Origin of the sequence: Brachyspira hampsonii (assembly GCF_002214805.1) — a bacterium.
GTDB lineage: Bacteria > Spirochaetota > Brachyspiria > Brachyspirales > Brachyspiraceae > Brachyspira > Brachyspira hampsonii.
Genome location: NZ_CP019914.1, coordinates 1,502,713 through 1,516,035 on the forward strand (window position 1 = coordinate 1,502,713; position 13,323 = coordinate 1,516,035).

12 protein-coding genes are annotated in these 13,323 nt (G+C 27.9%); 8 read left to right on the forward strand and 4 right to left on the reverse strand.

Annotated elements, in window-relative coordinates:
* Positions 1 to 50: 50 nt before the first annotated feature.
* Positions 51 to 620, reverse strand: coding sequence for a hypothetical protein (locus BHAMNSH16_RS06405; RefSeq protein WP_008727720.1), 570 nt, complete (start codon positions 618 to 620; stop codon positions 51 to 53).
* A gap of 302 nt (positions 621 to 922) precedes the next feature.
* On the opposite strand from BHAMNSH16_RS06405, the gene mnmG reads away from it, so the two are divergent.
* From mnmG to tmk, 7 genes are all read left to right on the forward strand, one after another.
* Positions 923 to 2,776 carry a tRNA uridine-5-carboxymethylaminomethyl(34) synthesis enzyme MnmG gene (gene mnmG, locus BHAMNSH16_RS06410; protein ID WP_039954083.1) on the forward strand — a complete coding sequence of 618 codons (1,854 nt, stop codon included), beginning with the start codon at positions 923 to 925 and terminating at the stop codon, positions 2,774 to 2,776.
* 61 nt (positions 2,777 to 2,837) lie between these two features.
* Positions 2,838 to 3,236, forward strand: coding sequence for a hypothetical protein (locus BHAMNSH16_RS14535; protein ID WP_219710674.1), 399 nt, complete (start codon positions 2,838 to 2,840; stop codon positions 3,234 to 3,236).
* Positions 3,237 to 3,243: 7 nt separating this feature from the next.
* Positions 3,244 to 4,152, forward strand: a complete 909-nt coding sequence (locus BHAMNSH16_RS06415; RefSeq protein ID WP_206465001.1) for a hypothetical protein — start codon at positions 3,244 to 3,246, stop codon at positions 4,150 to 4,152.
* A 39-nt stretch (positions 4,153 to 4,191) separates the two neighbouring features.
* On the forward strand, positions 4,192 to 5,445 hold the full coding sequence (locus tag BHAMNSH16_RS06420; RefSeq protein ID WP_008728272.1) for a hypothetical protein: 1,254 nt from the start codon (positions 4,192 to 4,194) through the stop codon (positions 5,443 to 5,445).
* 58 nt (positions 5,446 to 5,503) lie between these two features.
* A complete protein-coding gene (locus BHAMNSH16_RS06425; RefSeq protein ID WP_008728270.1) occupies positions 5,504 to 6,808 on the forward strand; it encodes a hypothetical protein in 1,305 nt (434 codons plus the stop codon).
* Between the two features lie 195 nt (positions 6,809 to 7,003).
* On the forward strand, positions 7,004 to 8,152 hold the full coding sequence (mraY, locus tag BHAMNSH16_RS06430; RefSeq protein WP_069731646.1) for a phospho-N-acetylmuramoyl-pentapeptide-transferase: 1,149 nt from the start codon (positions 7,004 to 7,006) through the stop codon (positions 8,150 to 8,152).
* Positions 8,153 to 8,232: 80 nt separating this feature from the next.
* The gene (gene tmk / locus BHAMNSH16_RS06435) at positions 8,233 to 8,844 is read left to right on the forward strand and encodes a dTMP kinase (RefSeq protein ID WP_069731647.1); all 612 of its coding nucleotides are present in this window, start codon (positions 8,233 to 8,235) and stop codon (positions 8,842 to 8,844) included.
* On the opposite strand, the gene BHAMNSH16_RS06440 is transcribed toward tmk, so the two are convergent.
* A complete protein-coding gene (locus BHAMNSH16_RS06440; protein WP_069731648.1) occupies positions 8,813 to 9,229 on the reverse strand; it encodes a single-stranded DNA-binding protein in 417 nt (138 codons plus the stop codon). The genes tmk and BHAMNSH16_RS06440 overlap by 32 nt on opposite strands.
* A gap of 83 nt (positions 9,230 to 9,312) precedes the next feature.
* The gene (locus tag BHAMNSH16_RS06445; protein ID WP_008728944.1) at positions 9,313 to 10,359 is read right to left on the reverse strand and encodes a hypothetical protein; all 1,047 of its coding nucleotides are present in this window, start codon (positions 10,357 to 10,359) and stop codon (positions 9,313 to 9,315) included.
* Between the two features lie 160 nt (positions 10,360 to 10,519).
* Here BHAMNSH16_RS06445 and BHAMNSH16_RS06450 point away from each other — a divergent pair, with 160 nt between their 5' ends.
* Positions 10,520 to 11,413 (forward strand): AAA family ATPase, encoded by an 894-nt coding sequence (locus tag BHAMNSH16_RS06450; protein ID WP_008728945.1) that lies wholly within the window; start codon positions 10,520 to 10,522, stop codon positions 11,411 to 11,413.
* A gap of 41 nt (positions 11,414 to 11,454) precedes the next feature.
* Here BHAMNSH16_RS06450 and BHAMNSH16_RS06455 read toward each other — a convergent pair whose 3' ends face one another.
* The gene (locus BHAMNSH16_RS06455; RefSeq protein ID WP_008728946.1) at positions 11,455 to 13,257 is read right to left on the reverse strand and encodes a methyl-accepting chemotaxis protein; all 1,803 of its coding nucleotides are present in this window, start codon (positions 13,255 to 13,257) and stop codon (positions 11,455 to 11,457) included.
* Positions 13,258 to 13,323: the final 66 nt, after the last annotated feature.

Sequence of the window (13,323 nt, forward strand, 5' to 3'; positions counted from 1 at the left end):
ATCCTCCTTAATTATTTAATTTCAAAAATTATTCTGCATCTTTATAAAAATTAATAAACTGGTATTATACCATTTGCCTGAAGTGAAGAATATATAAGTATTGTAAGGATAACAATTTTATAATTATAATTTTCTTTATCTGATAAATAGCTGTAAGTTTTAATGCTGTTCATTAGGCTGTCTAAATCTGTCCCCAAATCTATTATCATAGTATTACTGCCATTAACTTGTTTGTAAAAAGTTAATGTTAATTGACTGCCGTTTATACTTACATTAGTAATTCTAAAATTAACTGTTAACCCCATACCTCTATAAGAAGCATAAAGTATATGGTCTATATTTTTATAATCATTTCTGTTAAAATTTATAGTAAATAGATCATTTTTTATATATAAATCGTATGATGTACTAGTACCCAATTCTAAACACCATATATTTGTAAAATCATCGGCAAAATCTTTTAATTTAAATTGCATTGTAGAAGTTACATTTTGGGAAATATATCCATTTTCTACATACTGAATTTCAACATCTCTTTCATTAGGGTCTAGTATTTTTACATTATTGCAAAAAGTTATAAAGAGCATTAAAAAAGCTATTAATAATATATTTTTAATCATAAAAAACCTTAAAATATATATTTTTTTATATTATAAAATAATAAAATACTGACATTATGTAATTTATATACTATTTCAGCAAATAATGCAAAATAAATGGATATAATAAAAAAGAGATTATTAATATAATTTTTTGCTAGTATAAATAGTATTATAAACCAAACTTATTATAAAAGTTTGTTAATTATTAGTTTAATTATATAAAAATAACTTATTAAAATATGCCTTTACAATATACTATTTTTAATATATCATCTTTAGTAATTATAAAACAATCAATAAAATAGAGAGAAATCCTAATGATGAATAATAATAAATACGATGTTATAGTAGTAGGTGCTGGACATGCCGGAATAGAAGCTGCACTTTCATCAGCAAGACTAGGAATGAAAACTTTAATTATATCTATTAATTTAGATACTATAGGACAAATGTCATGCAACCCTTCTATAGGAGGTGTTGCTAAAGGAACTATTGTTAAAGAAATAGATGCACTCGGCGGTGAAATGGGAATATTAATAGATAAAACTATGATGCAGTTTAGAATGCTTAATAGAAGCAAAGGCAAAGCCGTATGGGCACCAAGAGCTCAGGCAGATAAATATGCATATAAGGAAGAAGCTGCTAAAACATTGTATGCAGAGAATAATCTCACACTTCATCAGGATATAGTAACAGAGATAATAGTTGAAAATAATGTACTTAAAGGATTAAAAACAGAAAGAGGCAGAGAATATGAATGTAATGCTGTAATACTTACTACAGGAACATTTTTAAACGGACTTATTCATATAGGAACATATCAAAAACAGGCTGGAAGAATTGGAGAGCTTCCTGCTATAGGACTTTCTGATAATTTGAGAAGTTTGGGGCTTGAAGTAGGAAGGCTAAAAACAGGTACGCCTGCAAGAGTGGACTATAATTCTATTAATTTTGATATATTAGAAATTCAAAAAGGCGATGATGAAATAATACCATTCTCTTTTTTAGATGACAAAATTGATATAGTTCAGGAGCCTTGCTATATAACATATACTGATGCTAATATTCATAAAATCATTCAAGATAATATACATTTATCACCAATGTACAGCGGAGTTATTACAGGAATAGGACCAAGATACTGCCCAAGCATAGAAGATAAAGTTGTAAGGTTTGCAGATAAGCCTAGACATCAGCTTCATTTAGAGAGAGAAAGCTACAGAACTAATGAAGTCTATATAAACGGTTTCTCTTCAAGTTTACCCGAAGAGGTGCAGATAAAGATGATAAGAGCATTGAAAGGACTTGAAGAAGTGAGGATATTAAAACCAGCCTATGCAGTAGAGTATGATTATGTAAACCCTATAGAATTAAAGCCTACACTAGAAACAAAGAAAATAGAAGGCTTATTTCTAGCAGGACAAATTAACGGAACAAGCGGATACGAAGAAGCAGCATGTCAGGGACTTATAGCAGGAATAAATGCTGCATTAAAAATAAAAAAAGAAGCTCCATTTATACTTAAAAGAAGCGACGGATATATTGGAGTTTTAATTGATGACTTAACTACTAAAGGAACTAAAGAGCCTCATAGAATGTTTACTTCGCAGGCAGAACATAGAATGCTTTTAAGACAGGACAATGCTGATGAAAGACTTACAGAACTTTCTTATAATATAGGGCTTGCGAGTAAAGAAAGGCTTGATAAAGTAAGAGACAAAAAACAAAAAACTCAAATACTTGTTGAATATTTAAATAAAAGAACATTAACTCAGAAAGAGGCAGAAGATTTAGGATTTACAAAAGAGGCTAAAGAATACAGAAGCATGACATTATCTTCTATAATAAAGCGTCCCGAATGCAGTATTGATATGCTTGTATCTTTAATAGATAATGACTATAATAAAGATGTTTTAAATAATGCAGAAATTGCTATTAAATACGAAGGCTATATTGCAAGGTATTTAAATGAAATAAAAGACATTGAAAAATACGAAAACATGCTTATACCAGAAGACTTTGATTATTCTAGTTTAAAAAGTGTAAAGATAGATGCCATTAACAAATTAAAACAGTACAAGCCCTATAATATATCACAGGCACTAAGAATACCTGAAGTAGATAAATCAGTAGTGCATATTCTAATACTTGCACTTACTAATAAGAAAAAATAATTTATTAAAACTTCATATTGTCATTAGTGCTTTTATAAAAATAAAATTGTTAGGAATAGTTATGAAAAAAACTTATATATTTTTATTTATTATTTTCATGTTCATTGTTTCATGTGCCAATAAGATTACATCGCCTTCAGAAATTATAGGAGACATAAAATATTATAATCCTTCTATTGCCGAAACTAAAACTTATAATTATTATAAAAATGACGGACAAACTGGTGAGTATTTAGTTTATAGAGATAAGTTTAAAAAATTGGCAGAATCAAAAAATGCAATTATTTATGTAGAAGAAAGCCAAATTGACAAAAGCATTACAAAAGAAGTTATATTAAATTTTATAAAGGAATACGATAGTAATGTGAATAAAGAAATAGAAATATATGGAGAAATTCCTGATTTTGACGGAAATGGAAAAGTAATATTCTTAATGGCTGATCTTAATACAAATAAATAATAGCTTTTTGGGAGGATATTTTGATAATGATGATCTAGTATATGGTAAAGAAGGAAAATCAGGAGAATATTTATATATTAATGTACCAACTTATGAAGGAACAGTTGGTACTATGATGCATGAATTACAGCATTTAATTAACTATTATAATAATGCAATAAAGAAAGGTAAGGATATGGATATTTGGCTTAATGAAGCACTTTCAGAATCTACATCTTATATATTTTCAAAGTATAAAATTGATGAAAGAAAGGTACTTTTTAATGATATGCCTTCTTATTATTCTTTTTATTCTTGGTATACTCAATATGATAATAATGAGTATATATTTTCAGAACCTTATTATGTTTTAATAAGCTATGGTTCTGCATCTATATTTATGAACTGGATAAATACTAAAACAGGCGGAAATTATAATATTTACAAAGAAATAGCACATTCTAGTTCTTCATTAACAAGCGAAGAAAGACTTACAGGTATTACATCTAAATATAGTCTTGGAAACAATATGGATGATGTAATGCTTAATTGGATAGACGGATTAAGTAAAGGGGATCTTCCCGGAATAAGTATTTCTGCTATAAATCCAAGCGATCCAAGTGTAAGTCAAAATGGAAGCATACCGTTATTGCCTAGATCAGTGATAGTTTATAATACATCTTCTATTCCTACTGATGCAAAAACTAAGACAATACAGTTAAGCGGACAGGGTTGGAATGGGTTTTCTGCTGTAGTAAATACTTCTGAAAATAATATGGTAGGATATGTTGATGAAGCGGATATTGTAAATCTTAATTTGCATCAGGTAAATGGGCTTAACTCTTCAATGAAATATAAATCACTTGATTTAGACTCACTTGAAGGCGATTATTTTATGGATAGAGTTTTTAGTAAAGACTATATAATAGAAGAATAAAATAGTATTTCATAAAAATTATTTAATAAAGGAATTGCTATGAAAATAAATTACATATTTTCATTAATTATTTTTATATTTATTTCTTCATGCGGTAATAAGATTACAGCACCTTCAGAAGTGAACGGCATAATATATTATGATGTTGAAACTACAGAAACTAAATCTTTTTCTTTTTTTAAGATTGATAACTCTACAGGTAAAGCTCTTGAAGCTAAGAGTAAGTTCAAAAAACTAGCAGAATCTCAAAATGCTATTGTTTATTTTGAAGACGGATATAGTATTACGAGAGATCAATTAAGAAGTTTTCTCGCTCAATTTGAAGAATCTTATGAAAAAGAAGTAAGCATATATGGAGAGCCGTCAGATCTTGATAGAAACGGAAAAATAATATTTTTAATGGCTGATATTAATACAAATGGAAATAGTACAGGAGGGTATTTTTCTAGTAGTGATTTGATTGATGGAAAAGATGGAATAAGAGGGGAATATCTTCATGTAAATGTTAAGTGGGAATTGGAATCAGTATTTGGTGTTATGATGCATGAACTTCAGCATTTAATTAATTATAATATGAATGCAATTAATGGAAATAAAGAAATGGATATTTGGCTTGATGAGGCACTTTCAGAATCAACATCTTATTTATTTTCAGAATATATTACAAAATCAAGAGAAGAGGATTTTGTAAACACCCCTTATTATTCTTTTTATTCTTGGAATATGCAATTAAATAATGGAAATGATATCTTTGGATCAAGCGGTATTTTTATAAGTTATTCTTCTGCATCTATATTTATGAACTGGCTAAATACTAAAACAGGCGGAAATTATAATATTTACAAAGAAATAGCACATTCTAGTCCTTCATTAACAAGCGAAGAAAGACTTACAGGTATTACATCTAAATATGGTCTTGGAAACAATATGGATGATGTAATGCTTAATTGGATAGACGGATTAAGTAAAGGGGATCTTCCCGGAGTAAGTATTTCTGCTATAAGTCAAAGTGGAAGCATACCATTATTGCCTAGATCAGTGATAGTTTATAATAATACATATTCTATTCCTCCTGATGCCAAAATTAAGACAATACCATTAAGCGGACAGGGTTGGAATGGTTTTTCTGCTGTAGTAAATACTTCTGAAAATAAAAATGCAGGGTATGTTGATGAAGCAGATATTGTAGATATTAATTTATCTCAGGTAAATGGGCTTAACTCTTCAATGAAATATAAATCAATTGATTTAGACTCACTTGAAGGCTATCATTTTATGGATAAAGTTTTTTAAAGATCATATAGAAGAATAAAATAATATTTAATAAAAATTATTTAATAAAGGAATTGCTATGAAAATAAATTACATGTTTTTATTAATTATTTTTATATTTATTGCTTCATGCGGTAATAAGATTACACCCCCTTCAGAAAGTAATGGCATAATATATTATGATGTTGAAACTGCAGAAACTAAATCTTTTTCTTTTGTAAAGTTTGATGACTCTACAGGTCAAGCTCTTGAAGCTAAGAGTAAGTTCAAAAAACTAGCAGAATCTCAAAATGCTATTGTTTATTTTGAAGACGGATATAGTATTACGATAGATCAATTAAGAAGTTTTCTCACTCAATTTGAAGAATCTTTTGAAAAAGAAGTAAGCATATATGGAGCACCGTCAGATCTTGATAGAAATGGTAAAATAATATTTTTAATGGCTGATATTAATACAAATGGAAATAGTACAGGAGGGTATTTTTCTATGATGGATTTGATTGATGGAAAAGATGGAATAAGAGGGGAATATCTTCATGTAAATGTTAAGTGGGAATTGGAATCAGTATTTGGTGTTATGATGCATGAACTTCAGCATTTGATTAATTACAATGTAAATGTTTTTGAACATAATAAAGAAATGGATATTTGGCTTAATGAGGCACTTTCTGAGTCCACATCACATACATTTAATAATAGCATTGTACAAATGAGAGTAGAAGCATTTAATGGAATACCTTATTATTCTTTTTATTCTTGGTATTTGAAATATGAAGACACAACAGATATATTTGGAGAAGATATGGCTCCTTTAAGCTATTCTCAAGTATCAATTTTTATGAAATGGATTGACACTAAAACAGGAGGAAATCAGGAAGTTTATAGAAAAATAGCTTCTTCTACCATAGCAGACAGTGAACAAAGACTTGTAAATTCTGTAAAAGAATTAGCACCCTCTTTAGGCAGCGATATGGATACTTTATTGATTAATTATATTTCTGATATATATAAGGGAAATAACTTAGGGTTAAATATTGGTGCTATTCCTTTTTCTGAATCTTATCCAGAAGTTATTGAACATTTAGCTGTAAACGGACAATTACAATTAGTTCCTAGAGCATTAATAGTTTGCTCTGCTGAGGATGCTAGTAAAGTTACTGATCCTAAAATCAGAAAAATAGATTTAGATGGTAGTTATTATCTTCTATTAAATACTTCAAAAAATACAATACCAGGATTGGTTTCAGCGAATAATATGGTAGGTGTTTCAATAACTTTGCCGCTGTCATCAAAATCTTTAAGCGTACAATATAATGATTTTAAAGATTTAACCATATTCAAAGATAATTACTTCAGAGATGTGATAATTAATGAAAAGGATTAAGATAATATATTATTTAATAATCAGGCTATTATAAAAAATATAATAGTCTGATTTTTTTATATCAAAAAGTATACTGCAATAATTAGAATTTATTAATTAACATAATATTTTTTAATTGACAAAACCTTATATATATAATAGTATATTTACAATAAATATTTAACTTTTTTAATTATATAAAGGTTGTATATAATCATGCTGTATCAAATTTTTTATCCATTAAGGGAATCATTTTTTGGTTTTAACCTATTTAGATATATCACATTCAGAACTGCCGGTGCTGTAGCTACTGCATTGATATTAGTGCTTTTATTTGCTCCTAATGTTATAGAAAAATTAAAAAAACTTCATTTCGGACAAGTTGTAAGAGATGACGGTCCTGAAACACATTTAGTTAAAACAGGTACTCCTACTATGGGAGGTATATTTATAGTAGGAAGTATTTTAATCAGTGTGCTTTTATGGGCTGAATTGGATAATTTAAAAATAATACTTCTTACTTTATCATTAATAATACTTTCTATAGCAGGTTTCTTAGATGATTTTTTAAAAATTAAATATAAAAACTCAAAAGGTCTTCCCGGAAAATACAAAATATTTTTTCAAACTTTTGTAGGAATTATAATAGGAGTTTATTTATATTATTTTGATAAATCAACTTTTTTAATGACATTTGAACTTAATCAAGGTATAGGAGTATTAGAAGCTGTAAAAGTGGCACAAGTACCTTCTTCAACAATATTCCTTCCATTTGCAAGTACAATATATATAGATTTAAAAATATTATACATACCATTTGCAACATTTGTAGTTGTGAGTATGAGTAATGCGGTTAATCTTACCGACGGACTTGACGGACTTGCTATAGGGCTTTTAATAATAATGTCTATGGCTTTAGCAGTTCTCTCTTATGTATCAGGAAACTCACTAATAGCAACTTATTTAAAAATACCTTTCATATCAGATGCAGGAGAAGTTACTGTTTTTGTTGGTGCTTTAATAGGTGCCGGATTAGGATTTTTATGGTTCAATGCTCACCCTGCTCAAGTTTTTATGGGAGATGTAGGAAGTTTATCACTTGGAGGAGTTTTAGGTATCATAGCCTTATTTATAAAGCATGAATTACTTCTTGTTATAATAGGTGCTGTTTATGTGGCAGAAGCATTCAGTGTAGTTTTACAGGTTTTTTCATATAAACTATTTAAAAAGAGAGTATTTAAAATGGCTCCTTTGCATCATCATTTTGAAAAATCGGGCTGGAAAGAAACTCAGGTGGTATTTAGATTTTATATTATAGGAATTATAATGGCTCTTATTGGAATAGCTACGCTTAAAATAAGATAAAATTATATATTGATTTATTTTGAATAATTAGTATATTTATGATAGGGGTATGTAGTAAATATAATTTAGGAATATAATTAATGGAAGGAAAACTAATAGTATTAGAAGGCATAGATGGTTCTGGAAAATCTAGTATTGGTATGATGCTTACTGATACTTTGAATAATCTTGGAATAAAATCTATATATACATTTGAGCCTACTCATGCATATTATGGTTCTAAATTGAGAGAAAGCATGCTCTCTAAAGATTTAAAACCTGAAGAAGAATTATCATTATTTATAGCTGATAGAAAAGAGCATATAAAACATATGATTAAGCCTGCCGTTAATGACGGATATGTAATAGTATTAGACAGATATATGTATTCCTCTATAGCATATCAGGGAGCTAAGGGTATAGACAAAGAATATATATATAATCTGCATAAAGATTTTATATTACAGCCTGATTTAGTATTTATACTTCATCTCGATATAGAAACTGCATTAAACAGAATCATGGAAAAAAGAGGATTCGTTGATAGATTTGAAAATAAGAATTATTTAGAAGAGGTTGATAAAATATTCTTCTCTTTTAATGCTCCATATATACATCATATAGATGCTTCCAAATCTCAGGAATCAATCAAAAATGAAATTTTAAATACTATAAAAGAATCTAAAATACTTCCTCCAAATTATCTTCAATAGAATCTGATATTACTTGATTGTTAGCTGTTTTTGTATAATAAGTATTGCCTATAGATTTTTTATCTAAATTTTTTATCTCTAATGCTAGTATATAAACAGTGCTTTTTTTAGTTCCGTCTTTGGATGTATAAATATTTTGTCTTAATTCTCCATTGATAAGTACATGTCTTCCTTTAAATAAGCTAACTGCCGCTTTATCTGCATTATATCCCCAAGTTACTAAATCAAAGAAATATACTTCATTTTGTAAAGTGCCGTTTGTATAATAGAATCTATTATTGGCTACAGAAAATTTGCATAAAGATTTTCCATTTTTAGTTTTCATGTAAGTAGGGTCTTTTGTTAATCTTCCTTCTATTACTATAATATTAGCATTTCCTGACATATTAAAACTCCTATTAATTATTGTCTTTATGCTAATAGTTAAACAAATTTTTTTATCAATTCAAGCCTAACTTTTATAAAAAATTATAAAAATAAATAATATAAAGGAGAATCCTCTTTTATATAAGGTTTTAATTCTTCAAATGTAAAACTTATCTCTGTAATTCCTACTGTATACGGCGATATATCATTGGCCTGCCATACAAAATTTAAAGAATTAGGAAGTACTCTAAAAGTTGAGCTTTCCAATGTTATAGAATCAAATTCATAATAATCTTCTTTTGAATAGCCTGTTTTTAATATTTTATCTCTCATTAATGATATTAAATCAGCATTATTAAAGTCCGATATTAAATCTCTTATAGTAATTAGATTAGAACTTTCTAATGAAAATACTTCCTGAATATTAGCTTTTGCAGCATAATCTCCGCCTGTATACAATGATGAATAATTATCAAGTGCTATTATATGGCTGTCTATATATCCTACATTTACTGTATTATCTATTTCATAAGTAGTATTACTTGAACCTACATATAAAAGTCCTTTCCATTCATTATAGTAATTATCACATTCTTCCTCGGCATAATTAATAGATGATTCCATATCTGAAGAGCTTATATCATTACTCTTACTGAATAGAAGTAAAGTTTTATGATAAGAAAATATAGAATTACTTATATTTTCATTTTTATAATAATCTACTATATCAGCATAATATACAGGAAGATTTCTATTTAAAGAAAACTCCATATCTTTAACTTCATTTAATTCCTCATACTTTATTTCGGCATTTAATACTATATCATCGCTTAAGCTGCCTACTATAGAAGCATGCATATTATTATTATCATCAATTTCTTGTAAATTTAATTTATTATTATTAATACTGCCTGTAATTACTGATTTTTTATTTTTAGTATAATAATACCCGCTTACTTTTTTATTTTTTTCATTTACATACAAATACATATCAGCCTTTTCACCGGATATATTCCCTTCAAGCAAATAGAATTTAGATTCCTGTATTTCTGAACCATTCTTAGTTTTATCCGTTGTAATGCTTTTAGAGTTATTGCAGGAAATAATTAAAATAATAACAATTACCAAAGATAAAAACTTTTGAAACATATATAATACACCCTTAATTTTTTTACTATAACTGTTAATATATAAATTAATATCAATAAATCAATACAAATAATTAAAATTATTATAAATAATTGACTTTTTATAAAATTAATAATATCATTGATTAATTATAAATTTCTTCTAAAAAGAGGATTAAAGTATGGAAAAAGTGCAAATAGAAAATGTTGAACTCACATTATCTCACCCGGATAATTTAAATATAAAATGGACAGGACAGAATGATTTAGTAAGACAGATAATGGCTTCTTGGCATTTAATTTCAGAAGATGACATACCTCTAAATCCTAGAATTGTAGGAAAACCAGGTGCAGGAAAAACTACGCTTTCATATTATGTAGGAAAAGAGATTCTAAATAGAGATGTTTATATTTTTCAATGTACTGTGGACACAAGACCTGAAGATCTTATAATTATTCCTGTAATATCTGAAAACAATAAAATAAGCTATCATGCTTCTAGTTTGGTTACTGCTATGATTAAAGGGGGAGTAGCTATACTAGATGAAGGAAACAGAATGAGCGAAAAAACTTGGGCTTCTCTTGCTCCGCTTCTTGATGACAGAAGATATGTAGAAAGTGTAATAGCCGGAATAAAGATAAAGGCTCATCCTGATTTCAGAGTAATAGTTACTATGAATGATGATGCCAGCACTTTTGAGCTTCCTGAATATATACATTCCCGTCTTCAGCCTACTATAGAACTTCCTTTCCCTGATGTTAAAGAAGAATATGATATATTAAAGATGAATCTTCCTTTTGCTGATGATGAAATATTAAAAATCACTGTAGGTTTTTTACAAAAATCACATATTCATAATGCCTCTTTTTCTGTGAGAGATGGTATTAATATGGCCAGATATGCTATGAAACTATATAAAGGAAATATTGCAAGCAGCAGAGATACCGCATTTTTAATAGCATTAAAATCTGTACTTGGTACTGAGGGGCTTAGAATATTAAGTCTTAATATGGACGATAGAGATAATAAAGATAATAGAAGAAATATGGACGATGACGGCACTAATATCTTATAATCATACAATGCATTTTTTATATGCATTATATGATATTGATATTATCCTATTTTATGTAATTTAAAATATTCTAATTCTGAATAAACCCTTTCTGTATTATTAGCAACTTCTTTTCCTAATATGGAGCTATTATGTACTAGGGCAGAGTTTTCATGAGTGATATTATTTAGTTCATTCATAGCAAGTGCAATTTCTTTTACGCTTCCTTCTTCCTCTGAAACTGCATTATACAGATTATTTAAAACTTCTGAAACTTCATTTGCAGAAGCCTCTATATTTAAAAGTATTTCCAAAGAATGTTTAACAGATTCATCTCCTGTTTCTATTTTAGCAACTGTGTTTTCTATTATATTTGTAATCTTTCCGGCAGCATCATTAACATTTTGTGCAAGCGAACGGATTTCTGAAGCAACAACTGCAAACCCTTTACCTTGTTCACTGGCTCTGGCAGCTTCTACAGCAGCATTCAAAGAAAGTATATTAGTTTGAAATGCTATAGATTGTATAAGCTTTATTATATCTGATATCTCTTTACTAGACTGAGATATATCTGCCATATTATTAGAAATCTGTGTTACAGCATCAACTCCAACTCTTGTAGAATCAGCTACTTTATTACTCATATCTTTTACATCATTAGTATGCTTAGATGTTTCAGATATAGAAGAAAAAAGACTTTCTATAGCACCGCTTATCTGTTCTATGGCAGCAGCCTGAGAAGATGTTCTGTCTGATAAGTTATCTATGCCATTGGATATTTGACCGCTTGAATTATTTATAGAAGCCATATTCATTTTTATTTCTGATACTATCGATGATATTTTGTTTTGCATATCATTGACCGAATTAACCAAATGTCCTGATTCATCTTTTAAATGCAAATCTTCTTTATCAAATACACTATTAAAGTTGCCTTCTTTCATTAAATCTATAATCTTTATTGTGTTCTTTAATGGTTTTACTATTTTATAAACTAAAAATCCTTCAAGCAATAAAAGAAAAATCATAACAATAAATATTACAAACATCAATATCATAAATTGATTATTTAATTCTCTGGCATCTCCTTTGAATATTAATATCCATGGAGCATTATCTGTTTTTTGTACGGCATACCATTGATTGCCCACAATTTTTACTTCTCCTACATGTGATATGAGATTTCCTTTAAAAGAACTAAAAAGCGGATCTTTAAATAAATTATTATTTTCATTTAAAATATAATCATTATTTTCATGCGTCATATATATTCCATCAGCAGATACTATATAAAAACTTTCATCAAAATTTTCTTTTATATCTTTCATAATGCTATTCATATTGGCAAAGTCTATGGCAAATACACCCTTTAATTTTCCATTTGTATATACAGCTTTACTGAATGTAACAGTAAGTTCATTAACAGCAAAGTCTATATATGGATCACTTATTGCTATATCATTTGTAGCTACTGCATCATTATACCAAGGTCTTGAAGTTTGATTATATGTACGCGGATATTCTTCTAAAGTGTTTATATATATTCCGCCTTCTGAATATGGTACAGTATCACCAAAATACATATTTAAATAACCTGAGCCTGTTTTCTGAACATTTGTTATAAAATCACCGAATGTTTCTAAACTTGGATTTGCTTCTAAATTATTAACTATCAAATTAACTGTGTTTTTTATTTCTTTTACATACGCTTCTGTTTCATTTTTTGAGTTTAAAGTTTGAAAATATTTTTCTTTTAAAAATTTTGATTTATATATTGGTTTGTATATAAATAATATCGCTAAAAATGCTGCAAATAGGAATACAGAAAAAATACTCAAAAATTTGAACATTAATCCTCTTTTCATTAATTTCTCCAAAGTTTACTTTTTATTATCTTTTTATAAGATTAAATATAATAAAAAATACAATTT

Excerpts from the sequence above, each read along its gene's own strand:
- mnmG (WP_039954083.1), top strand. The coding sequence starts at position 923 with ATGAATAATAATAAATACGATGTTATAGTAGTAGGTGCTGGACATGCC.
- BHAMNSH16_RS06425 (WP_008728270.1), top strand. The coding sequence starts at position 5,504 with ATGAAAATAAATTACATGTTTTTATTAATTATTTTTATATTTATTGCT.
- BHAMNSH16_RS06440 (WP_069731648.1), bottom strand. The coding sequence starts at position 9,229 with ATGTCAGGAAATGCTAATATTATAGTAATAGAAGGAAGATTAACAAAA.
- BHAMNSH16_RS06445 (WP_008728944.1), bottom strand. The coding sequence starts at position 10,359 with ATGTTTCAAAAGTTTTTATCTTTGGTAATTGTTATTATTTTAATTATT.
- BHAMNSH16_RS06420 (WP_008728272.1), top strand. The coding sequence starts at position 4,192 with ATGAAAATAAATTACATATTTTCATTAATTATTTTTATATTTATTTCT.
- BHAMNSH16_RS06450 (WP_008728945.1), top strand. The coding sequence starts at position 10,520 with ATGGAAAAAGTGCAAATAGAAAATGTTGAACTCACATTATCTCACCCG.
- BHAMNSH16_RS06405 (WP_008727720.1), bottom strand. The coding sequence starts at position 620 with ATGATTAAAAATATATTATTAATAGCTTTTTTAATGCTCTTTATAACT.
- BHAMNSH16_RS06455 (WP_008728946.1), bottom strand. The coding sequence starts at position 13,257 with ATGAAAAGAGGATTAATGTTCAAATTTTTGAGTATTTTTTCTGTATTC.
- mraY (WP_069731646.1), top strand. The coding sequence starts at position 7,004 with ATGCTGTATCAAATTTTTTATCCATTAAGGGAATCATTTTTTGGTTTT.
- BHAMNSH16_RS14535 (WP_219710674.1), top strand. The coding sequence starts at position 2,838 with ATGAAAAAAACTTATATATTTTTATTTATTATTTTCATGTTCATTGTT.
- tmk (WP_069731647.1), top strand. The coding sequence starts at position 8,233 with ATGGAAGGAAAACTAATAGTATTAGAAGGCATAGATGGTTCTGGAAAA.